At 69.0% G+C, this 23,680-nt stretch carries 15 protein-coding genes; 2 read left to right on the top strand and 13 right to left on the bottom strand.

What is annotated here, in order from left to right:
* Positions 1-19 precede the first annotated feature (19 nt).
* The 5 genes from HH212_RS23510 to HH212_RS23490 all read right to left on the bottom strand — a co-directional run bounded on the left by HH212_RS23510 (position 20) and on the right by HH212_RS23490 (position 5,749).
* Positions 20-748 carry an ABC transporter ATP-binding protein gene (locus tag HH212_RS23510; RefSeq protein ID WP_170204701.1) on the bottom strand — a complete coding sequence of 243 codons (729 nt, stop codon included), beginning with the start codon at positions 746-748 and terminating at the stop codon, positions 20-22.
* Between the two features lie 9 nt (positions 749-757).
* Positions 758-2,773, bottom strand: coding sequence for a branched-chain amino acid ABC transporter ATP-binding protein/permease (locus HH212_RS23505; RefSeq protein ID WP_170205644.1), 2,016 nt, complete (start codon positions 2,771-2,773; stop codon positions 758-760).
* A gap of 50 nt (positions 2,774-2,823) precedes the next feature.
* Entirely contained in the window at positions 2,824-3,714 is an 891-nt protein-coding gene (locus HH212_RS23500; RefSeq protein ID WP_170204700.1) for a branched-chain amino acid ABC transporter permease, read from the bottom strand.
* Between the two features lie 112 nt (positions 3,715-3,826).
* A complete protein-coding gene (locus HH212_RS23495) occupies positions 3,827-4,924 on the bottom strand; it encodes an ABC transporter substrate-binding protein (protein ID WP_370663892.1) in 1,098 nt (365 codons plus the stop codon).
* A gap of 381 nt (positions 4,925-5,305) precedes the next feature.
* The gene (locus HH212_RS23490) at positions 5,306-5,749 is read right to left on the bottom strand and encodes a hypothetical protein (protein WP_170204698.1); all 444 of its coding nucleotides are present in this window, start codon (positions 5,747-5,749) and stop codon (positions 5,306-5,308) included.
* 205 nt (positions 5,750-5,954) lie between these two features.
* Here HH212_RS23490 and HH212_RS23485 point away from each other — a divergent pair, with 205 nt between their 5' ends.
* Positions 5,955-9,326: a PAS domain-containing protein gene (locus HH212_RS23485; RefSeq protein ID WP_170204697.1), complete on the top strand. Its 3,372-nt coding sequence runs from the start codon at positions 5,955-5,957 to the stop codon at positions 9,324-9,326.
* 9 nt (positions 9,327-9,335) lie between these two features.
* Here the strand turns inward: HH212_RS23485 and HH212_RS23480 are convergent, their stop codons facing one another.
* The 6 genes from HH212_RS23480 to HH212_RS23455 all read right to left on the bottom strand — a co-directional run bounded on the left by HH212_RS23480 (position 9,336) and on the right by HH212_RS23455 (position 19,546).
* Entirely contained in the window at positions 9,336-10,640 is a 1,305-nt protein-coding gene (locus tag HH212_RS23480; protein ID WP_170204696.1) for an SGNH/GDSL hydrolase family protein, read from the bottom strand.
* Positions 10,641-10,819: 179 nt separating this feature from the next.
* Positions 10,820-11,683, bottom strand: a complete 864-nt coding sequence (gene serB / locus HH212_RS23475) for a phosphoserine phosphatase SerB (protein ID WP_170204695.1) — start codon at positions 11,681-11,683, stop codon at positions 10,820-10,822.
* A 40-nt stretch (positions 11,684-11,723) separates the two neighbouring features.
* Entirely contained in the window at positions 11,724-15,173 is a 3,450-nt protein-coding gene (mfd, locus tag HH212_RS23470; protein WP_170204694.1) for a transcription-repair coupling factor, read from the bottom strand.
* Positions 15,174-15,295: 122 nt separating this feature from the next.
* Positions 15,296-16,336 (bottom strand): HDOD domain-containing protein, encoded by a 1,041-nt coding sequence (locus HH212_RS23465; protein ID WP_170204693.1) that lies wholly within the window; start codon positions 16,334-16,336, stop codon positions 15,296-15,298.
* A gap of 159 nt (positions 16,337-16,495) precedes the next feature.
* A complete protein-coding gene (locus HH212_RS23460; protein WP_170204692.1) occupies positions 16,496-16,861 on the bottom strand; it encodes a hypothetical protein in 366 nt (121 codons plus the stop codon).
* A 249-nt stretch (positions 16,862-17,110) separates the two neighbouring features.
* Positions 17,111-19,546, bottom strand: a complete 2,436-nt coding sequence (locus HH212_RS23455) for a penicillin-binding protein 1A (protein WP_370663891.1) — start codon at positions 19,544-19,546, stop codon at positions 17,111-17,113.
* Between the two features lie 246 nt (positions 19,547-19,792).
* Here HH212_RS23455 and HH212_RS23450 point away from each other — a divergent pair, with 246 nt between their 5' ends.
* Positions 19,793-22,087, top strand: a complete 2,295-nt coding sequence (locus HH212_RS23450) for an OPT family oligopeptide transporter (protein ID WP_170204691.1) — start codon at positions 19,793-19,795, stop codon at positions 22,085-22,087.
* Positions 22,088-22,124: 37 nt separating this feature from the next.
* Here HH212_RS23450 and HH212_RS23445 read toward each other — a convergent pair whose 3' ends face one another.
* Positions 22,125-22,667, bottom strand: a complete 543-nt coding sequence (locus HH212_RS23445) for a DUF4232 domain-containing protein (protein WP_170204690.1) — start codon at positions 22,665-22,667, stop codon at positions 22,125-22,127.
* Positions 22,664-23,662 carry an alpha/beta hydrolase gene (locus HH212_RS23440; protein ID WP_229217430.1) on the bottom strand — a complete coding sequence of 333 codons (999 nt, stop codon included), beginning with the start codon at positions 23,660-23,662 and terminating at the stop codon, positions 22,664-22,666. Before HH212_RS23440 ends, HH212_RS23445 begins: the two co-directional genes overlap by 4 nt.
* Positions 23,663-23,680: the final 18 nt, after the last annotated feature.

Here is a 23,680-nt window from a genome sequence, read left to right as displayed (position 1 = left end):
CATTCGCCTCGGCGCCGTGTCAGTGCGCCTGTCCGCCACCCAGGTAGGCCGCCACCACCTTCGGATCGTTGCGCAAGCTTTCCGCCGCTCCATGCACCGCGATGCGCCCGTTCTCCAGCACGTAGCCGTAATCCGCCACGTTCAGCGCCGCCTGCGCGAACTGCTCCACCAGCAGCATGGTCACGCCTTCCGCTTTCAGGCGCGCGATGATGCGGAATACCTCGTCCACCAGGATCGGCGCCAGTCCCATCGACGGTTCGTCCAGCAGCACGACCTCCGGGTTCAGCATCACCGCGCGCGCCATCGCCAGCATCTGCTGCTCGCCGCCGGACAGGGTGCCGGCCAGCTGCGTGCGCCGTTCCTTCAGGCGCGGGAACAGTTCCAGCGCGCGTTCCAGGTCGCGCGCGATGTCGCCCTTCGGCCGCGCGCGCGTAAAGCGCGCAAAGGCGCCCAGCAGCAGGTTGTCGGTCACGCTCATGGTGGCGAACACGCGTCGGCCCTCCGGCGAATGGGCCAGGCCGGCGCGCGCGATGCGGTGCGAATCCAGGCCGGCGATGTCGCGCCCGTCCAGCTGCACCCGGCCGCTGCGCGGCTTGATCATGCCGGAGATGGCGCGCATGGTGGTGGTCTTGCCGGCGCCGTTGGAGCCGATCAGCGTCACCAGCTTGCCCTTCGGGACGTCCAGCGAGATCCCGTGCAGCACGTCGACCTTGCCGTAGGCGGCGTGCAGGTTCTGTATCGACAGCATGGGTTCTCCTCAGGCGGCGGCGGAGGCGTCGCTGCTGCCGCCGAGATAGGCTTCGATCACTTTCGGGTCCGACTGTACCCGCGCCGGCGTGCCTTCGGCGATCTTCTGGCCGAAGTCGAGCACGGTGACGGTATCGGACAAGGCCATCACCACGTCCATGTGGTGCTCGATCAGGACGATGGTCACGCCGTGGTCGCGGATCTTGCGGATGATCGCCATCAGTTCGCGGATGTCGGGCGCGGTCAGGCCGGCGGCCGGTTCGTCCAGCAGCAGCAGGCGCGGGTCGAGCGCCAGCGCGCGGCCGATCTCCAGCAGGCGCTGCTTGCCGTAGGGGAGGTTGCGCGCTTCCTCGCCGGCGAGCGCCGCCAGTCCGGTGAAGTCCAGGATCGCCAGCGCGCGCCGGCGCGCCGCGGCTTCTTCGCGGCGCTGGCGCGGCGTGTGCAGCATGGCGTCCAGCCAGGTCGATCGGAAGCTGTGGTGCAGGCCGACCAGCACGTTTTCCAGCGTCGTCATCTCGCCGAACAGCTGCACGTTCTGGAAGGTGCGGGCGATGCCGCCGAGCGCGATCTGCGACGGCGTGCTTGCGCCGATCGGCGCGCCGCAAAACACCACCTGGCCGGCGGTCGGCTTGTAGATGCCGGTGAGGACGTTCATCATCGTGCTCTTGCCGGAACCGTTGGGGCCGATCAGGCCGTGCACGCTGCCGCGCGCCACCTGCAGGTCGACCCGGTTCAGCGCCTTCAGGCCGCCGAACTGCATCAAGACCTGCTCGACGCGCAGCAGCTCGGCCTCGAGACCATCGGCGCCGGCAGGCTGCGCGCCGGGCGCGGCCGGGCTGCCGCCGAAGGCGTCGACGCTGCCCGCGTCCACGTCCACGTCCGCGCCCGCGCCGGCCGGCGGCGCTGCGGCATGCACGCGTGCGCGTCCGGCTAGGCTGCGCGCGAAGCCGACGATGCCGTCCTGCAGGTAGTACACCACGAACAGCGTCATCAGGCCGAAGATGGTCAGGCGCCAGTCGACCATGCTGTCGAGGCGGTACGCAAAGAAGGCCAGGGCGGCGGTGGCCGCGACCGGCACCGCCAGCTTGCGCAGCCGCGCGCCCTCGGCCGCGCCGCCGTCCCGGTGCCGGCGCTCCAGCGCGAACCCTGCGCCTGCCACGGCCAGCGCCAGCGCCGCCAGCGCGATCCTGCGGAACAGGTCGATGTCGGCCAGCAGGCTGGGCAGCATGACCACGATGGCGGCGCCGAGCAGCGCGCCGACGCGGCTCTTGCGTCCGCCCATGATCACCGCCAGCAGGAACAGGATGGTCAGCTCGAAGTTGTAGGTATTGGGCGCGATGTACTGTTCCGAATACGCGTACAGGCTGCCGGCCAGGCCGGCGAAGGCGGCGCTGACCACGAAGGCGATCACCTTGTAGCGGTACACCGAGACCCCCATGCAGTCGGAGGCGATCGGGCTGTCGCGCAGCGCTTCGAAAGCGCGCCCGAAATGCGATGTCAGCAGGCGGTCGACCACCAGCAGCGAGACCGCCATGCACGCCGCCACCATGTAGAAATAGCCGGTCTCGCCGAGCGGCTCGCCGAACGTCGTGGGCTTGGACAGCGTGATCCCCATCGGCCCCTGGGTCAGGAAGGACATCTCGTTGATCAGGATCTGCACGATGGTGCCGAAGGCCAGCGTCACCATCGCCAGGTAGGGGCCGGTGACGCGCAGCGCCGGCAGCGCCAGGATGGCGCCGAACAGCGCGGCGCCGCCGATGCTGGCGGGGATGGCGACATACCAGGGCGCGCCCAGCGTGACGATCAAGACGCCGGTGACGTAGGAGCCGACACCGAACAGGCCGGCGTGGCCGAGCGAGACCTGGCCGGTATAGCCGACCACGATGTCCAGCCCGAACAGCAGGATCGCGTAAATCAGGATGGTCTCGACCAGGTGCACGTAGTACGGGTTGGTGACCAGCTGCGGGAACAGCGCCAGCGCCGCCACGCCCAGCGCGGCGGCGACGAGCGCGCCGCGCGGCCGCATCACCGCGGAAGGCGCGCCCTGCGCCTCGACGGGTTTTGTCGTGTCCATGCTCATACCTTCTTGATGGCGGCCTTGCCGAACAGGCCGGACGGTTTCACCGCCAGCACCAGCAGCAGCAGCAGCAGGCCGGGCACGTCCTTGTAGCCGGTCGAGATGTAGTAGCCGGCCGCGGTCTCGGCGATGCCCATGATCAGGCCGCCGACGATGGCGCCCAGGCCCGAGGTCAGGCCGCCGATGATCGCCACCGCGAACGCCTTCAGGCCGAGCGAGGCGCCCATGGTGGCGCCGGTGAGCGTGATCGGCGCCACCAGCACCCCGGCGAAGGCGGCGGTGGCCGAGGACAGCGCGTACGAGAAGGTGATCACGCGGCCGGTGTCGATGCCCATCAGGCCGGCGGCGTCGCGGTCGTTGGCGGTGGCGACCACGGCCTTGCCATAGATCGACTTGCGGTTGAACAGCTCGACCGCCAGCATGATCGCCAGCGCCCCGGCTACCACCGCCAGCTGCATCGGCTGCACGTTGGCGCCCAGCACCTGCAGCGGGGTCGAGTCGAGCGGGGAGGGGAAGGGCATGTCTTCCTTGCCCCAGATGTTCTCGGCCACGTTCTTGAAGATGATCGCCAGCGCGATGGTGGACATGATCCAGCCGAACTCGGATTTCTGGCGGATCGCCGGGCGCACGCCGATCCATTCGACCAGCGCGCCCTGCAGGGCGCCGAAGGCGATCACGATCGGGATCGCCAGCCAATAGTTCAGGTACGGGCCGCCGTGGATACTGCCGGCCAGGCTGAGGCCGACCAGCGCGCCCAGCATCAGCGCCTCGCCCTGGCCGAAGTTGAGGGTGCCGGAGGTGGCGAAGGTCAATTGGTAGCCGAACGCGATGACGGCGTAGATCATGCCGAGCGCGATCCCGCTGAACACCAGCTGCAACAGGATTTCCATGCTTGCTTCCCCTTGGACGACAGGACTGGAGCGACGAGGCGGCCGGGTACCAGGGCCGCCGTTCGACGAGCCGGTGCGTGCCGCGGCCGGCGCACGCACGACGACGACGGCCTTACTTGGCGACCACCACGCGTCCGCCGCGCACTTCGCCGAAGCGGGTATTGTTGAAGTCGATCGCTTCGTGGTCGGTCTTGCTGTAGGGCTTGCTGTAGGTAGCGACCACGCCCTCGATGCGCTCGTTCAGGTCTTCCAGCGCGGCGCGCACCTTGGGCCCGTCGGTGCTGCCCGCCTGCTTGATGGCGGCGGCCAGCAGGTAGACGGAATCGTAGCCCTGCGCCGCCGAGACGGCGGACGGCATGCGCCCGGCCGGCGGGTTGTAGGTTTTCACGTAGGCGTCGATGAAGGCCTTGCGCCGGGGCGAGTCGGCTTCCTGGATGAAGGTCTGCGGCATGCGCGTGCCTTCGGCGTTCTTGCCGGCGTTGTCGATGAAGTTGGCCATCGCCAGCGTCCAGCTGCCGATCATCGGCACCTTCCAGTTCAGCTTTTCCATGCCGTTGGCGATCTGCGCCAGTTCCGGGCCGATGCCGTAGGTCAGCACCACCTCGGCGCCGCCGCCCTTGGCCTTGAGCAGCTGCGGCGTCATGTCGACGTCCTTGAGGTTGTACTTTTCCACGGCGACCGGTTTGACGCCCTTGGCGGCCAGCGCCTTTTCCAGGTCTTCGCGGCCGAGCTGGCCATAGCTGGTGGAGTCGGCCAGGATCGCCACCTTCTTGAAGCCGCGCCGCGTCACCGCTTCCTCGACGATCATGGCGGACTGGATGGTGTCGTTGGCGGAATTGCGGAACACGTAGTTTTCCGGCTTGGCGGCAAACTGCTTGGTGATCACGGAACCGGTGGCCACGTTGTTCATCACCGGGATGCGCGCGTCCTGGTAGAAGCGCTGCGATGCCAGCGCCACGGTGGTGTTGATGTAGCCGACGGTGGCCACCACCTTTTCCTTGTTGATGAGTTCCTGGGCGATTTGCACGCCGCGCTCGGGCTTGGCTTCGTCGTCGCGCTCGACGATCTGCAACTGGCGCCCCAGCACCCCGCCCTTGGTATTGATCTCAGCCACGGCGAGCTTGACGCCATCGCGCATCGACACGCCCATCGGCGCCGACCCGCCGGTGAACGGGCCGGACACCCCGATCTTGATCGGTTCGGCGCCCATGGCGGACATCGACCACCCCAGTACAACACTTGCAACCAATGCTTTCGTTCTGAAATCCATTGCTGTCTCCGTTGTGTACGTTGCGTGTTTTTTGTCGTACGCCGGCGCCGCGGACAAGTACTTACGCCGGGTGCATCGTGAGCGATTGTAGGATAGCAAACGGGCAACAGCAAAGGATTGTTGTGACGCGTTGCAGCATGCGGCATTCATGCAAACGCGTAAGACGGACGTAAGCAAAACGGCGTACATACATGCGTGATTGCGTCTGCAACGGCGCGGTGGAAGACGCACGGAACGCGGGACGAAAAAAAGCCGCGTCCGGGGACGCGGCCTTGGGTGCCGATGGCCCGACCTTGTGGCCGAGCCGCCTGCGACGCCGGATCAGCGATGACCGCGGAAGCGCGGGCCGCCGTAGCCGCCGCGGTAGCCGCGATGGCCGCCCCAGTTGCTCCAGCCGAAATTCAGGCCGAGGCCGATCGACACCGGCGGATACCAGAACGGGTCGGCATACGCCGGGTAGGGCGCATACACCGGCGCCGGCACGTACACCGGCTGGGTGACCACGGTGGTCACGCCCGGGCTGTAGCTGACCACGCCCGGATTGGTGACGGCATACGGTTGCGACGTGACGCGCCCGGCATCGCCGTTGGCGGCGCCGGTACCGACCGGCACCGGCGTGACCGAGACGACTTGCCAGCCGTTCGGATCGGCCGGCTGGGCATAGGCGCGCGTGCCGTAGTTGGCCGGGCCAGGGTAAGTGGTAGCGCAGCCGGTCAATGCAGCCAGCGATGCGCCCAGGGTAACGATGATTGCAAGCTTTTTCATGACGGTCCTCCTCACCTGCTAACTATACGCATTCCTTCAGTCCGCGTATCCGGAATTACAGGGTGTTACACCTCTTCCCTTTCTAGAAATATGTTGTGGGAAAGGGACTACGCCATCAGAAGTGAAAATGCGCGCAAAAGACGGTAATTGCTGTATGTAAAGAAGGTAAAATGGGCAGGTTTCCCTTCTGCCGTGCCAACCCTTCATGCCGCCTTCCGATCAAGCGTTCCACCGTCTGTTCGACGCCTCGCCCAATCCCTACCTGGTCCTCGATCGCAAGCTGCACATCGTCACCGCCAACCGCGCCTACCTGGCGTCGACGCAGCGCGAACTGGACGACATCGTCGGGCGCTGGGCCTGGGATGCCTTTCCCACCGATCCGGACACGCTGCGCCAGGCGGTGGCCTCGTTCGAGCGCGTGATCCGCACCGGGCAGACCGACACCATGGCGCTGCTGCGTTTCGACATCCCGCGTCCGCAGGCGGACGGCGGCGGCTTCGAGAGGCGCTACTGGACCATCACCCACACGCCGGTGTTCGGCGCCGACGGCGAGGTCGAGATGGTGATGCAGCACCCGGTCGATGTCACCGAGATCGAGCGCATGCGCGAAGCCAGCGGCCACGAGCAGCAGCCGCAGCAGGCGCTGGCGCTGAAGCAGGTCGGCCTGATCGACCACGCACGCCAGGCCTTCGAAGCCAACCTCGACCTGAAGGCCGACGCCGAACGCCTGCAGACGCTGTTCCGCAAGGCGCCCGGTTTCATGGCGGTGCTGCGCGGCGAACGGCACGTGTTCGAGTTCGTCAACGACGCCGTCTACGGCCTGCTCGGCCGGCGCGACTACGTCGGCCGCCCGGTGCGCGACGTGCTGCCCGAACTGGCCGGCCAGAAGGTATTCGAGACGCTCGACCGCGTGTACGCGCGCGGCCAGGAATTCGTCGGCTACGACTTGCCGGTGCGGCTGTCGACGCACGACCGCGAGGGCGTCGAACAGCGCTACATCAACCTGATCTACCAGCCGATCGTCGAGCACGGCCGCATCGCCGGCATCTTCGTCGAAGGCACCGACGTCACCGAGCAGCACCTGGCGCGCGCGCTGGCGGAAGACCGGGTGGCGCAATTGCAGCGCGCCGAGCAGCGCCTGGCGTTCCAGCTGGAACTGGCCGACGGCCTGCGCCCGTTGCGCACGGTCGACGACATGATCGGCACCGCCAGCCGCTTGCTGGGCCAGCGCCTGGGCCTGGCGCGCGTGGTGTTCGCGCAGGTCGCCGCGCCCGGGCCGGTGATGACGGTGAGCGTGCGGCGCGACTGGGTCCGCCAGGGCTTGCCGAGCGTGTCCGGCATCCGCACCGGCTTCGACGACTTCTACCTCGGGGTGGCCGGCGAACTGCGCGCCGGCAGGGAAGTGCGGGTCAGCGACGTCACCGTCGACGCCCGCGCGCGCGCCTACCTGGCCGCCTACGAAACCATCGACGTGCGCTCGCACATGTCGATCCCGCTGGTGCGCTCGGGCCAGGTGAATGCCGTGCTGTGCCTGCACCACACCGTGCCGCACGAGTGGACCGACGAGGAATTGCGCATGGCGCTCGACATGGGCGAGCGCACCTGGGCGGCCGTGGAGGCCACCAACGCGCAGGCGGCGCTGGATACCGAGCGCGACCATTCGCGCCACCTGTTCGACTCGATGACCGAAGGCATCGGCCTGATCGACCGCGACTGGAACGTGGTGCGCATGAACGCCGCCGGCCTGGCACTGGTGGAAAAACGCGCGCACGAGGTGGTTGGACGTAACCATTGGGACGTCTTCCCCGATACGGTCGGCACCGACATCGAGCGCATGCTGCGCCGTGCCCATGCCGGAGAAGAGGTAGAGGCCGCCGAATTTCCCTACCCGTTGGCCGGCGGCGCGATCCGCTGGATCGAGGCCAAGGCGTTTCCCGCGCTGGATGGCGGCGTGACCAGCTTCTTCCGCGACGTCACCGCGCGGCGCCAGGCCGAGGACCAGTTGCGCCGCACCGCCGAGCACCTGCGCTTCACCCTCGATGCGGCCCAGCTCGGCGAATGGGACCACGACCTGGCCAGCCACACGGCGCGCCGTTCGCCGCGCCACGACCAGTGCTTCGGCTATGCCGAGCCGGTGGCGACCTGGAACCTGGCCCTGTTCCTGGCGCACCTGCACCCGGACGACCGCGCCCGCGTCGAGCGCGAGTTCCATGCGGCGGTGGCCGAGGCCGGCGTGTGGCGCACCGAGACGCGCGTGGTGTGGCCGGACGGCAGCGTGCACTGGCTCGCGATCTTCGGCACCGTGTACCTGGCCGGCGGCAAGCCGCAGCGCATGGCCGGCATCGTATTCGAGATCAGCGAGCGCAAGCGCATCGAAGAGCAGCTGCGCCTGGAAGGACGGCGCAAGGACGAGTTCCTGGCGATGCTGGCGCACGAACTGCGCAACCCGCTGGCGCCGATCGGCGCCGCCGCCGACCTGCTGGCGCTGGGCCGGCTGGACGCGGCCCAGGTCAAGCGCACCAGCACCATCATCACGCGCCAGGTCGGCCACATGACCAGCCTGATCAACGACCTGCTGGACGTGTCGCGCGTCACGCGCGGGCTGGTGACGCTCGACTGCACGCCGGTCGAGATCGCCGATATCGTGGCCGATGCGGTGGAGCAGGTGCGGCCGCTGGTGCAGGCGCGCCGCCACCGCCTCGACCTGGGCCTGGCGCCGGGACCGGCGCTGGTGGCGGGCGACCGCAAGCGCCTGGTGCAGGTGCTGGCCAACCTGCTCGGCAACGCCGCCAAGTACACGCCCGACGGCGGCGACATCGCGCTGCGCGTGACGCTCGTGGAGGGCGGCGCCGGTGCCGCGGGCAGCGTGCTGCTGGACGTGGTCGACAACGGCATCGGCATGGCGCCCGAGGTGCGGCGCGGCGCCTTCGAACTGTTCACCCAGGCCGAGCGCACGCCCGACCGTTCGCAGGGCGGCCTGGGCATCGGCCTGGCATTGGTGAAAAGCCTGGTCGAGCTGCACGGCGGCAGCGTGGCGGCGCACAGCGAGGGACCGGGGCAGGGCAGCCGCTTCACGGTGGTATTGCCGCGGCTGGCGGCGCCGGCCGTTCCCGCGAACTGCTGCCCCGGGCAGGCCGGCATGGGCGCCGCCGCCAGCGGCAGCGGCAGCGGCAGCGGCGCCGCCGGCATGGCCGGCGCGACCGGCAACGCCGTGGCCGCGGGCGAACGCCGCAGCGTGCTGCTGGTCGACGACAACGTCGATGCCGCGCAGTTGCTGGCGATGGTGCTGGAAGACCTCGGCCATCGCGTCGCGGTCGAGCATGATTCCGGCCGCGCGCTGGCGCTGGCGGGCGAGACCGTGCCCGACGTCTGCATCCTCGACATCGGCCTGCCCGACATGGACGGCAACGAACTGGCGCGCCGCCTGCGCGCGCTGCCGCAGATGCGCGCCAGCCTGCTGATCGCCCTGACCGGCTACGGCCACGCGCGCGACCGCGACGCCGCGCTGGCCGCCGGCTTCGACCATCACCTGGTCAAGCCGGTCGACGTGCGCGAGCTTTCGGGGCTGCTGGGCTGAGCAGCACGCCTAGGGCGCGAACAGCCCCAGCGGCACTGCCTGCGCCATCGCCTCGTAGCCGGCGTCCTGCGGATGCAGGTGGTCGCCGCTGTCGTAGCGCGCCAGCAGGCGCGTCGGCTGGCGCGGGTCGCGCAGGACGGCATCGAAATCGGCCACGGCATCGAATGCGCCGCCGTTCCTGATCCAGTCGTTGGCGCGCCGGCGCACGCCGTCGCGCGCCGTGGTGTACCAGGTGTAGCCTTCGAACGGCGGCATGGTCGCGCCCAGCGCCAGCATGCCGCGCGCGTGGGCGCGCGCCGCCAGGCGGGTGTAGCCGGCCGCTAGCTGGTCGGCCGTCACCGGGTTCGCGGACGGGCTGCGGATGATGTCGTTGATGCCGACCAGGACCGCCAGGTAGCGTGCGCCGGCGGTGGCCGCCACGTCGCGCTCGAAGCGTTCCACGGCGGCGCGTCCGGCCAGCGGCGTGTCGGCGCTGTCCGCCAACAGGCGGTTGCCGCTGATGCCGCGATTGACCACGCCGACCGGCGCCCAGCCGGCCGGACGCTGCGCCGCCAGGCGCCGCGCCAGGTAATCCGGCCAGCGGCGGTCGGCGTTGCCGCTGCTGCGGGCGCCGTCGGTCAGCGAGTCGCCGAGCGCGACCAGCGCGCTGGCGGGCGCAGCGGTCGCGCTGCCGGGAGCCGGTCCGGCGGCGTCGATCTCGGCCAGCAGCGGCCAGGAATACAGGGTGCGCTGCACCGCCATGGCGGCCGCGCCGGCATGGTCGCCCGTGGCCGATACGTAACTGGTCTGGAACGCCGCGTCGTGCACCGACGCGGCTTGCACGGCGCCCGGCAGGTACAGGCTCAGCGCCAGGCCGGCGAACGGCGGCAGCGGAAAGTCGAGCGCATCGGAGGACAGCGTGGCGCCGGCCGCCATGGTGGCGCCCGCCTTGCCGTTGAAGCGCAACTGGCGGTTGCTGGCGGCCGCCACGTTGGCGCCGGCAGCATGGATGCCGAGCCAGGCGGCGCCGACCTGCAGCGCCGCGTTGCCCCATTCGTTCGACAGGCGCACCCGCACGCGGGCGCCGCCGATGCTGGCGCGTACGATCAGGCGCAGGGTTTGGTTGTTGAACGAGAGCATGGAGGATGCCGGCGCCGGTCCGGTCAGCGCCGTGCCCCAGGTGGCGCACGGGCTGTCCGCGAGGGCCGCGAGGGCCGTCTGCGCCGGCGCCGGGCCGTGCGCCAGGCCAGCCGCAAGTCCGGCGGCGCCGCGCAGGAACGCTCGGCGGCGCGGCCGCGCAGGCTGCACGCCAGGGCCGGAAGGAAAGGTCGTCATGGCACTCCCCGTCGCATGCGCCGGGTGGACGATCCGCCGGGCCGCTGCTGTTGCTTGGAGCGCGGCGGCGGGCCATCGTCGGCGCGGCTTCGGCAGGAAGTTTGCGCCAAATCGAAGTCGAGCCCTGTTCCTGCCAGTACCTGTTGTGGCAGAACAATCGTCAAGTCATGCGAACGGCCTCAGGCCAGGATGGTCAGCAGCGCATCCAGCCCGCAGAAATTCAGCGCCACGTCGGCCTGGGCGCGCACCACCGGCTTGGCGCGGAACGCCACCGACAGCCCGGCGATGCCCATCATTTGTAAATCGTTGGCGCCGTCGCCCATCACGATGGCGCGGCGCGGCGCGATGCCGATGGCGGCGCACGTGCGCTCGACGGTGCGGCGCTTTTCCTCGGCGTCGACGATGCCGCCCAGCACGCGGCCGGTCAGCTTGCCGTGCGCCGCTTCCAGCACGTTGGCGTGCGTATGGTCGAGCTGCAGGCGCGGCTGCAGGCGCTCGGTGAAGAAGGTGAAGCCGCCCGACACCAGCAGCGTCTGCAGGCCGGCTGCGCGCACGCCGGCCAGCATCGCCTCGCCGCCCGGCGAGATGCGCAGGCGCTCGTCGTACACGCGGCCCAGCGCCTCGACCGGCAAGCCTTCCAGCAGTGCCACGCGGCGCGCCAGGCTTTCCGCAAAATCCAGTTCGCCGCGCATGGCCGCCTCGGTGATGGCGGAAACCTGCGGTTTCAGGCCCTGCATGTCGGCGATCTCGTCGATGCACTCGATGGTGATCAGGGTCGAGTCCATGTCCATCGCCACCAGGCCGAAGTCGGCCAGCGCGAGGCCGGCATCGACGAAGGCGGCGTCGATGCCGGCCGCGTAGGCCGCATCCAGCACGCGATCCTGCAGCGCCGGGGTGCAGTCGAAGCCGTCGGCGCGCAGCGCGTGTTCGTGCAGCGGCGTGGTCGATTGCGGCTGCACCAGCCGGGCGATGGCGCCCAAGGCGGCTTGATCGGCCCGTGGGCCTTGCAGGACGAGTTTTTTCAGTACCGGCGAATCTGGCATGGCGGACATCGTGGTAGGCACCTTTTATCGTTGTAATAAGTCAGGCCAGCAGCTGCCTGATGGTCTGCTTGACCTGGTTCACGCGCGCCGCCAGGTCCGGCATGGCGGCGGTGATGCGCAGCCTGTCCTGGCCGGCCAGCTTGACCTGCTTGTTCTTCTGGATCAGCGTGATGATCCGGATCGGATCGATCGGCGGCTTTTCCATGAACTGCAGGCTGGCGGCCTCGCCGTGGGCGTCGATCTTGACGATGCCGACCGCCTTCGCCGCGATGCGCAGGCGGTGCGTCTCGATCAGCGCCTTGACTGCGTCCGGCAGCTTGCCGAAGCGGTCGATCAGCTCTTCCTGCATGGCGTCGATGCGGTCCGGGGTCTCGCAGTTGGCCAGGCGCTTGTAGATCGACAGGCGCTCGTGCACGTCGCCGCAGAAGTCGGCCGGCAGCAGCGCCGGCACGTGCAGGTTGATCTCGGTGGTGGACGAGAGCGGCGCGCTCATGTCCGGCTCGCGCCCGGCTTTCAAGGCTTTTACCGCCTCGCCCAGCATGTCGGAATACAGCTGGAAGCCGACCTCCAGCATCTCGCCCGACTGGTTCTCGCCCAGCACCTCGCCGGCGCCGCGGATCTCCAGGTCGTGCATGGCGAGATAGAAGCCGCTGCCCAGTTCTTCCATCTGCTGGATCGCGTCCAGGCGTCGCTGCGCCTGCTTCGACAGGCCCAGCACGTCGTTCACCAGCAGGTAGGCATAGGCCTGGTGATGCGAGCGGCCGACGCGCCCGCGCAGCTGGTGCAGCTGCGCCAGGCCGAATTTGTCGGCGCGGTGCATGATGATGGTGTTCGCGCTCGGCACGTCGATGCCGGTCTCGATGATGGTGGTGCACAGCAGGATGTTGAAGCGCTGCGCCACGAAGTCGCGCATCACCTTTTCCAGGTCGCGCTCGTGCATCTGGCCGTGCGCCACGCCGATGCGCGCTTCCGGCAGCAGCTCGCGCAGCATGGCCAGGCGGTTCTCGATGGTCTCGACCTCGTTGTGCAGGAAGTAGATCTGGCCGCCGCGCTTGAGTTCGCGCAGGCAGGCTTCGCGGATGACGGAACCGTCCTCGCTGCGCACGAACGTCTTGATCGCCAGGCGCTTCTGCGGCGCGGTGGCGATGACGGAAAAATCGCGCAAGCCTTCCAGCGCCATGCCCAGCGTGCGCGGGATCGGCGTGGCGGTGAGCGTGAGCACGTCGACCTCGGCGCGCAGCGCCTTCAGCGCTTCCTTCTGGCGCACGCCGAAGCGGTGTTCCTCGTCGATGATCACCAGGCCCAGGCGCGTGAACTGCACGTCCGGCGACAGCAATTTATGGGTGCCGATCACGATGTCGACGGTGCCGTCGGCCATGCCCTTGATGGCGTTGTTGATCTCCTTGCCGGTGCGGAAGCGCGACAATTCCGCGATCTTGACCGGCCAGTCGGCGAAGCGGTTGGCGAAGGTTTGCGCGTGCTGCTCGGCCAGCAGCGTGGTCGGCGCCAGGATCGCCACCTGCTTGCCGCCCATGACCGCGATGAAGGCGGCGCGCAGCGCCACTTCCGTCTTGCCGAAGCCGACGTCGCCGCACACCAGGCGGTCCATCGGCCGGCCCGAGGTCATGTCCTTGATAACGTTGTGGATGGCCTCGGCCTGGTCCGGAGTCTCGTCGAAGCCGAAGCTCTGGGCGAAGTTCTCGTAGTCGGTGGACGAATACTCGAACGCGTGGCCGGTGCGCGCCGCGCGCCGCGCGTACAGGTTCAAGAGCTCGGCGGCGGTGTCGCGCACCTGTTCGGCCGCCTTGCGCTTGGCCTTGTCCCACTGGCCGGAGCCGAGCGCGTGCAGCGGCGCATCCTCGGGCGAGGCGCCGGAATAGCGCGAGATCACGTGCAGCTGCGACACCGGCACGTACAGTTTCGACTCTTTCGCATACTCCAGGTGCAGGAACTCGGTCTCGCCTTCGCCCAGGTCCATGCTCATCAGGCCCATGTAGCGGCCGATGCCGTGGTTGATGTGCACCACCGGGTCGCCGATCTTCAGTTCGGACAGGTCGCGCACCATCGACTCGACCTGCGAGCTGGCTTCCTGCTTCTTCTTGCCGGCGCGGCGACCGGTGCCGGCGTACAGCTCGGTCTCGGTGATGAACACCAGGCGCCCGGCCGCCGCCTCGTTCAGTTCGAAGCCGGCCTGCAGCGGGGCCACGCCCAGCACCAGCGGCGCGCTCGACGCGCGCAAGCCGTCGAAGCCTTCGACGGGAGCCAGCTCGATCCTGTATTCGTTGAAGTACTGCTGCAGCGTCTCGCGCCGGCCGGCCGATTCGGCACAGATCATCACGCGCGCGCCGACGCCCGCGAGATAAGAGCGCAAGTTCGCCAGCGGATCGTCCAGGCGGCGGTTCACCGCGATGTCGGGGATCGGTGCGGACAGTTCGGACACGCCGAGATCCGCGCCGTTGCGCGCGATGGCCCAGCGCCCGTGCGGCTTGGCCAGGGTGAAGAACTGCTCGGCGCCGAGGAAGATTTCCTTCGGCTCCAGGATCGGGCGCTCGCGGTCGCTTTTGAGGAATTTGTAGCGCGACGCGGTGTCCTGCCAGAAGCGCTCGATGGCGCCGTCGATGTCGCCCACCAGCGCCAGGCCGGCGTCGTCCGGCAGGTAGTCGAACAGGGTCGCGGTCTGGTCGAAGAACAACGGCAGGTAGTATTCGATGCCGGCCGAGGCGATGCCGTTGCCGATGTCGCGGTAGACCGGCGAGCGCGACGGATCGTTCTCGAAGCGTTCGCGCCAGCGGCCGCGGAAGGCGCTGCGCGCCTGCTCGTCCATCGGGAATTCGCGTCCCGGCAGCAGGCGCACCTCGCGCACCGGGTACAGCGAGCGCTGGGTGTCGGCGTCGAAGGTGCGGATGGTCTCGATCTCGTCGCCGAACAGGTCGAGGCGGTAGGGCAGCGCGGAACCCATCGGGAACAGGTCGATCAGGCCGCCGCGCACCGAGTATTCGCCGGGCGACATCACCTGCGACACGTGGGTGTAGCCGGCCAGCGTCAGCTGCGCCTTGAGCCTGGCTTCATCCAGGCTTTCGCCCTGGCGGAAGAAGAAGGTGTAGGCGGCCAGGAAGGCCGGCGGCGCCAGGCGCACCAGCGCCGTGGTGGCCGGCACGATCAGCACGTCGCACTGGCCGTTGCGGATCTCGTGCAGCGTGGCCAGGCGCTCGGACACCAGGTCCTGGTGCGGCGAAAAGGCGTCGTAGGGCAGGGTTTCCCAGTCCGGCAGCAAGTGGCAGGCCAGCTTGCCGTCGGCGAACCAGGGGATCTCGTCGAGCAGGCGCTGGCCGTCGGCGGCGCTGGCCACGATCACGGTCAGCATCCGCTGGTCCGCCTTCAGTTCGCGCGCGGCCACCGCCAGCGCGTAGGCGTCGGAAGAGCCGTGCAGCGCCGGCAGGGCAAAGCGGGTGGCGGATTTCGGGAGGTGTTTTTTGAGATCGAAAGGCATTGACGCGGGCTATCAATAGTCGACGGAACATAGGGTCCAACAGGGAGTTCATTATAGTCGAAGCGGCGCGGAGGGCTGTTCCGGTGCGGCCGCCGCGCCGTGCCCCAACCCGCTGGTCCGCTTCAGGCGCCGGCGTCGCCCAGGCGCGCGAAACAGTCGCCCGCCGCGCCGGCCAGCAGCGGCTGCAGGGATGGCTCGTCGGCAGGGTAGACGCCGTGGTCGACCAGCAGGCGCAGCTTGGCCAGCAGGTCTGCGCGGCCCAGCGCCTCGGCCAGCGGGATCGTCCCCGGCCGGCCGGCGCGCACGATGGCGCCGGCGACAAAAGGCGGCAATTCCCAGTGCGCGGCGATGGCCGCCGACAGCGCGCGCGCGCCCGCCAGCAGGTCGACGCAAAAGGCGTCCGACTGCGGCACCAGCGGCTGCTCCAGGCGGTCGATGATGCGCAAGGCGACGATCAGGCCGAGATTGAGCATCAGGCCGGCCAGGTAGGCCTCGAACGGATCGGCGCCCAGATCCGCGGCCAGCAGGCTGGCGGCCAGCGCGCACTTGTCCGACTGCGCCCATAGGCGCGGCGCCACCAGCCGCGCCACGCCGCCGGGGCCGCCCTGCATGTTGATGATCGGCCGGAACGCGACGCGCGCCAGCAGGATGCGCAGGCCGCTCTCGCCCAGCACCATGACGGCGGCGTCGATGCTGCGCACCGGCGCGCCGCGCCGGAACAGCGGGCTGTTGGCTTCGCGGATCGTTTCCGCCACCAGCACCGCGTCGCGCGCGATCTGGCGCGCCAGGTCGGCGCTGGACACGCTCTCGTCGCGCAGGCTTTTCAGCAGTTGCGGCACCACCGCCGGCACGCGCGGCACCAGGTCGCCAGCTGCGGCCGGATTGCCGGCCAGGCGCGCGATCTCGGCCAGGATGCGCTGCTCGGCTGCCGCCGCGGCGTCGCCGCGTACCGGATCGGTAAGCCAGCGGCAAAAGGCGAGGTCGAGCCGGCGCGCCAGGGTGGCGTGGTCCGGCGGCGGCGCCTGCATGGACGGGCCGGCGGGCGCCGCGGCTGCTGCGCCAGGCGCGCCGCCGGCAGACGATGGGGATGCCGGGGCGGCGACCGGGGAAACAACAGGCGCCGGATCGGCGCCGCCGAAAAGACGCGTGAACCAGTTTTTCATGGGTGCGGTGGAGGGTGCGATGACATGCATTCTACCCGTGCGCCGCAGCCCGGCGTTGGCGCAGGCCGGAAAAAGCACATGGCGCAGCACCGGTGGGCGCTGCGCCATGTCGACGTTCGATACCTGCGCCGGGCGCAGGCATCATGGAGGTAGAAAACCTTAGCGGGTGCCGGCGCCCGAGGTGGGCGGCGTGGTGCCGGTGCCGGTGGCGCCCGACGTGGTGTCGGCGCCGCCCCAGTTGTTCGAACCCGAGGTGTTGTTGGTCATGCCCGAGGACGAGGTGCCGGCAGCGCCGTTGCCGGCGGTGCCCATGGTGCCCGAGTTGGTGGTGCCGCTCATGCTGCTGCCGCTCGACATGCCGCTGGACGTGGTGCCGGAAGACGAGCTGCCGCTCTGGACGCTGCCGTTGACGGGCGCCGTGCTCATGTTGCCATTCATGTCGCCGCTGCCGGTGCCGGTCGAGCTGCAGGCTGCCAGGCTCATTGCCATCAGTGCGCCGATCATCGCGGTTTGGTAGGTTTTCATGGTCTTCTCCGTTCGTCTATGTGTGTGAAGCCATGATGCGCGCCCGCCGGGCTGCACGAAATAGGATGAGCCCGTCCTTGTTCGTAGGACAAGGCGGACAGCGTCGCCATTCCGGCCATGCCGGACAAGCGCATCCGGTATGCCGGAACGGACTGGAATGCGTCGACAATGCCGACGCTGGACTCGCCGCATGGGTCCCCGCCTGCGCGGGGACGACGAGTGGGCCGGCCTGGCGTTCACACTCGCAAGTCAGAACCAGCTGCTTCCCTGCGACTGCACCGGCTGCGTCGGCTGCGGCGGGGCCGGCAGCGCGGGAGGTGCCGGCGGGGCCGGCGGCGCGTTCGGGTCGCGGTAGGCGTTCGGATCTTCCGGCGCCGCATTCGGGTCGGCGGCCGGCTGCTGGTCGAGGTCGACGCCGCCCAGCACCGGCGTCTCGGCATACTCGGCGTAGACCCAGTCGTCGTTCTCGCGCACCAGGCCTTCCGGCTGCGCGCGTTCTTCCTGCGGACGCTTGGCCAGCGCCACCTTCATGTAGTCGATCCAGATCGGCAGCGCCAGGGTGGCGCCGAATTCGCGTCCACCCAGCGACTTCGGATCGTCGTAGCCCATCCAGGCCACCGCCACCACGTTGCCGCCGTAGCCGGAGAACCAGCCGTCCACCGCGTCGCTGGTGGTGCCGGTCTTGCCGGCGATGTCGTTGCGTCCCAGCGCCTTGGTGGCGGCGGCGCCGGTGCCGTAGCGGGTCACGTCGCGCAGCATGCTGTCGGTGATGAACGCATTGCGCGCGTCCAGCACGCGCTGCTCTTCGTTGTGAACGGTCGGCGGCTTGGCCTGCTGGATGATCTTGCCGTCGGCATCCTCGATTTTCGCGATCAGGTAGGGCTGGACCGCGTAGCCGCCGTTGGCGAACACCGCGTAGGCGCCGGCCATCTGCAGCGGCGTGACCGAACCGGTGCCCAACGCGAGGGTGAAATTCTTCGGCTGGCGCGCCAGGTCGAAGCCGAAGCGGCCCAGGAATTCGTGCGAGAACGGCACCGACACGGCGCGCAGCAGGCGCACCGACGGCACGTTCTTGGATTCGGCCAGCGCGCGGCGCATGCTGATCGGGCCGTCCCATTTGAAATCGTCGTTCTGCGGCGACCAGGTCTTGCCGGCGTCTTCTCCGGCCAGGTCCAGCGGCGCATCCAGGATGCGGGTGGCCGGCGAATACCCTTTTTCGACCGCCGCCGAATAGATGAATGGCTTCATGCCGGAACCGGGCTGGCGCCAGGCTTGCGTCACGTGGTTGAACTTCTGGAAGTTGTAGTCGAAGCCGCCCACCAGCGCGTGGTAGGCGCCGCTGTCGGCGTCGATGGCGACGAAGGCGGCCGCCACCTGCGGCACCTGCGTGATCGACCAGTTGTCCTTGGCGTCGCGCGCCACCCGCACGATGGCGCCCGGCGCGATGCGCAACGTGTCCTTGGCATTGCCCGCCAGGCCGGCGGCGGCGAACTTCAGGCCGGCGCCCTTGATGTCGACGGTGTCGCCATCGACGGTCTCGACGCGCACCGACTTGGCGGAGGCGGCCAGCACCACCGCCGGCAGCAGGCCGTCGCTGACCGGGCGCCTGCCGAGCGCTTCGTTGATGGCATCCTCGCGCTCGACCGGATCGTCCGGCAATTCCATGCGGCCTTCCGGACCGCGGTAGCCGTGGCGCTGGTCGTAGGCGATCACGTTGCGCCGCACCGAGGCGTAGGCGGCTTCCTGCTCGGCCTTCAGGATCGTCGTGGTGACCCGGATGCCGCGCGTATAGGCTTCTTCCTTGAACTGGCTGTAGACCGCCTGGCGCGCCAGTTCGGCCACGTACTCGGCGTGGGTGTCGAATTCCTGGCCGCGGGTATTGATGTGCAGCGGTTCCGCCAGGGCCTTCTGGTACTCGGCCTCGCTGATGTAGTCGAGCGCGCGCATGCGTGCCAGCACGGTGTGCTGGCGTTCGCGCGCGCGCTTCGGGTTGGCCACCGGGTTGTGGCGCGACGGGTTCTGCGGCAGGCCGGCCAGCATCGCGGTCTCGGCCACCGACAACTGGTCGAGGCGCTTGTTGAAGTAGGTGCGCGCCGCGCTGGAAAAGCCGTAGGCGCGCTGGCCCAGGTAGATCTGGTTCATGTACAGCTCCAGGATCTCGTCCTTGGAGAGCGCCGCCTCGATCTTGTAGGCCAGCGCGATCTCGTTGATCTTGCGGCCCAGGCGCTTTTCGCGCGACAGGAAGAAGTTGCGCGCCACCTGCATGGTGATGGTGGAGGCGCCGCCGGCGCCGAAGCCGCTGCGGATGTTGGCGCCGACCGCGCCCAGCGCGCGCTTGACGTCGATCGCGCCGTGCTCGTAGAAGCGCGCATCCTCGATCGCCAGCAGCGATTTCTTCATCAGGTCGGGAATCTGCTTGATCGGGACGAAGTCGCGGTGTTCTTCGCCGAACTCGCCGATGAGCACGTTGTCTGCCGTATAGATGCGCAGCGGAATCTTGGGCCGGTAATCGGTCACGGCGTCCAGCGCCGGCACGTTGGGCAGCACGCGCAGCATCACGTAGCCCGCCACGCCGGCCGCCAGCAGCAGCAGGGCGGCGAGCGCCAGCAGGATGAAACCGCGCACGCGGCCGAACGACTTGGGCTTGGACTGGCGACCGGGCGCCTGGGGAACATGATTTGCCAAAACTGTGCTTCCTAATAGGGGACATCGGCGCCGCCGCGGCGTGCGGCGGGGGCGATGTCCGTGTGGCCGAAACGGCCAGAAACCGCGCCGGGCGGGAGGGCAAGGGCCGATTATAATCCGCTTTTCTTCCACTACGGCATGTGCGATAGTCACGCTTTCACGGCCCGCCCGGCGATGCCGGCGGTCCTGCCGCATGCCACCTGGCACGCCACGTTTGCAGTCGTCGTTTCATCCGAAGGACACCCGATGCCGTACGATCCCCAGCCGCCCGCCGTCAAGCCCTACATCCCGGCGTCCAGCGCCCTGCCCGAAATGACGCTGCGCGCGCTGGTCATGGGCGTGGTGCTGGGCATGGTGTTCGGCGCCTCTTCGCTGTACCTGGTGCTGAAGGTGGGCCTGACGGTGAGCGCCTCGATTCCGGTGGCGGTGATCGCCATTACCCTGTTCGGGCTGGCGAAAAAGGCCGGCGGGCGCGAGTCGACCATCCTGGAAAACTCGATCACCCAGACCGCCGGTTCGGCCGGCGAGTCGCTCGCCTTCGGCCTCGGCGTGACCATGCCGGCCATCATGATCCTCGGCTTCGACCTGGAAATCTCGCGCGTGATGCTGGTCGGGATCCTGGGCGGCCTGCTCGGCATCCTGATGATGATCCCGATGCGCCGCACCATGATCGTCGACCAGCACCGCGAACTGAAATACCCGGAAGGCACCGCCTGCGCCGAGGTGCTCAAGGCCGCGGCCACGCCATCCTCACGCGAGGCCGCGGGCGAGGCGCGCCTGGAAGGGTCGAGCGAGGCGCTGGCGGCGCGCCGGCGCGCCATCATCATCTTCGGCGGCTTCGGACTGGGCCTGCTGTATAAAGTCTTCAACATCTCGCTCAAGCTGTGGAAGGACACGGTCGACTTCGTGTTCGGCGCGCCGCTGAAGGCCGGATCGGCCGGCGCCGAGATTTCGCCCGAGCTGCTCGGCGTCGGCTATATCATCGGCCCGCGCATCGCCATGACGATGGCGGCCGGCGGCGTGCTGTCCTACCTGCTCCTGATCCCGATGATCAAGTTCTTCGGCGAGCTGCTGACCGTGCCGCTGGCGCCGGGCACCATGCTCATCAAGGACATGGGGCCGGACGACATCCGCAGCGCCTACGTGCTGTACATCGGCGCCGGCGCGGTCGCGGCCGGCGGCCTGGTGAGCCTGGCGCGTTCGCTGCCGACCATCTGGAACGGCTTGAAGGGCGGCCTGGCCGGCATGCGCATGGGCGCGCCGTCCACGGCCGGTGCATCTGCCGGCGTGCCCGGCGCGCCGCTGCCGCGCACCGAGCAGGACATCCCGCTGAAGTGGGTCGTCATCGGCTGCCTCGGCATCATCGCCGTGATCACCTTCGCCACGCCGCTGCACATGAATTTGCTGGGGGCGCTGCTGATCCTGGTGTTCGGCTTCCTGTTCTCGACCGTGTCCTCGCGCCTGACCGGCGAGGTCGGTTCCTCGTCGAACCCGATTTCCGGCATGGCGGTGGCGACGCTGCTGTTCACCTGCCTGATCTTCCTGGCGATGGGCTGGACCGGCGGACGCTACTACGTCACCGCGCTGTCGGTCGGCGCCATCGTCTGCATCGCCGCCAGCAATGCCGGCACCACCTCGCAAGACCTCAAGACCGGCTACCTGGTCGGCGCCACCCCGCGCCTGCAGCAGTATGCCATCCTGGCCGGTGCCTTCGCCTCGGCGCTGATCCTGGGGCCGATCCTGCTCAAGCTCAACGATGCCGGCACCGTCTACGTGCCGACCGCGCAGGCGGCGCCGCAGCTGCAGGCGCTGCGCGTCGATGTGAGCAAGCTGGACGCCAGCGCCCAGCTGCAGGGGCCGCAGGCCGCATCCGACCACAATACCTACAAGGTCTGGCAAAAGACGGACACCGACGGCGGCCCGGCCGGCAAGTACCTGGTACGCCCCGACGGCTCGCTGGCCTACCTGGTCGACCCGGGCATCAACGGCCAGTTCCACACGCGCCCGGACGGCACCGAGGTCAAGAAGTACGACGCGCCCAAGGCCGTGCTGATGTCCTACATCATCAAGGGCATCCTCGACCAGCAACTGCCGTGGACCCTGGTGCTGTTCGGCGTGATGATCGCGCTGGTGCTGGAAATGGCCGGCGTGCAGTCGCTGGCATTCTCGGTGGGCGTGTACCTGCCGCTGGTGTCGACGCTGCCGATCGCGATAGGCGGCCTGATCCGCTGGCTGGCCGACCGCCGCAACGGCACGCTGCCGCAGTACGCCGGCCTGAACGAGGAAGAACTGCAGGCGGCGGGCGACCGCAGTTCCGGCACGCTGCTGGCGTCCGGCTACATCGCCGGCGGCGCGCTGGCCGGCATTATCATCGCCATCACCGCCGGGGTGCTGACCGATTTCGATACGCGCATGAGCAAGTGGGCCGAGAGCATGAACCCGTTCTTCGCCGGGGCGAACGCGGACCTGCTGTCGCTGCTGCCGTATGCGGCGATCTGCGTGCTGCTGTACTGGGTGGCACGCGAAAAAAGTCAGCACTGAGGCCGCAGCATCGAGGCCGGCGCGGCCGATCCAGGCCTCAGCGGTCGGCCGCCATGCCTTCCATGGCGCGCAAAGGGGTCCGGTCCAGGGCGATGGGCGCGCCGGCCGCGCCGTACATCACGGCGTCGAGCGGCGCCCGCAGGCTGGCCGCGCCGACTTGCACGCGTACCTCGGCCACGTGCGCGCTGCGGTTGCGCGCGTAGACCGGTCCCGAGACCCAGCGCAAGCTCATGGCGGCGCGGTGGCCGCCGCCCAGGCGCAACCGCGCCGGCCGGGGCGCGGGCGCGGTGCGCGCCTGCACCGGCAACTTCACGCCACGCGCATCGTACAAGGCGACCGGCAACAATGCGGGCAGGCTGCAGTCCGGTCCCAGGTTGCGGATGGAGACCTCGGTGCCGCCGTGCGACATGCCGTTGAAGTCGCCGTCGCGGCCGTCGAGCGCCAGGCGCAGCCTGGCCGGATCGCATGCCGGCGCAGCGGGAGGCGCGGCCGGCACCGCAGCCCGGACCGGCGTGGCGGCGCCGATCAGCGCCAGGGCAGCGATCGACAGGCCGGCAGCGAAGGCCCTGGTGCACTTCATGGAACCGCCACGCCAGGTTGCAGCACGCCGATCGACTGCATCCATTGCTCCGCCAGGTCGGTCCAGTGCGTGTTGATGGCGGCCGTCCTGCGCACGCCGAACGCGTGTCCGCCATGGGCATACACGTGCATTGCCACCGGCACCTTCGCCCGCTGCAGCGCCAGGTAATACACCAGCGAATGGCGGATGTCGTCGACCGGGTCGTCGCTGGCGGCGACGATCAGCGTCGGCGGCGCGTTGCGCGCAATCTTCACCGCTGGATTGAGCTTCAGTCCGGGTCCTTGCCACAGGTGGCCCGGATAGACGGCGATGGCGAAATCGGGCCGGCTGCCCTGGCGGTCGGCGTCGTCGAGCGGACGGTAACTGCGTTGATCGTGGTTGCTGATATCGGCCACCATGTGTCCGCCCGCCGAAAAACCCAGCACGCCGATCCGGTGCGGATCGATTCCCCATTCCGGGGCGCGCGCACGCAGCAGGGCCATGGCGCGCTGTGCGTCCTGCAGCGCATACGGCGTGGCAGGAATGCGCCGGCAATTGCATTCTTCCGACCAGTACGGCCCCGAACCCGGCACCCGGTATTTCAGCACGACGCAGGTGATGCCCTTGGCCGTCAGCCAGTCGCACACTTCGGTGCCTTCCAGGTCGATCGCCAGGCGCCGGTAGCCGCCGCCGGGGAATACCAAGACTGTCGCGCCCGTACTGTTGCCATTATCCTTTGCGCGAAAGATGCTCATGGTGGGCCGGGACACGTGCTCGATCATCGTGAACGGGCGGCCGGCGATCTGCTTGTCCTCGTTGCCGTAGGCTTCGTTGCCCTTGAACGGCGAGGGCGCGGGCGGCCCCTCGGGCCATAGCGGTACCTGGATGGCGCCGGCGCCCGGCTGCCAGGGCTGGTCCTGCCGGTTCAGCAGGTCCGCCGCGGTGGCAGGTGCGGTGGACAGCATCAGCGACAACAGCTGTGCCAGGTACAGGCTGATCCATTTATTCGTCGTCATTCGGCGATCTGCATTGCA

The sequence above is a fragment of the Massilia forsythiae genome (assembly GCF_012849555.1).
Classification (GTDB): Bacteria; Pseudomonadota; Gammaproteobacteria; order Burkholderiales; family Burkholderiaceae_D; genus Telluria; species Telluria forsythiae.
The sequence above is the reverse complement of the archived record's forward strand: the minus strand, read 5'-3'. Positions and strand labels throughout refer to the sequence as shown.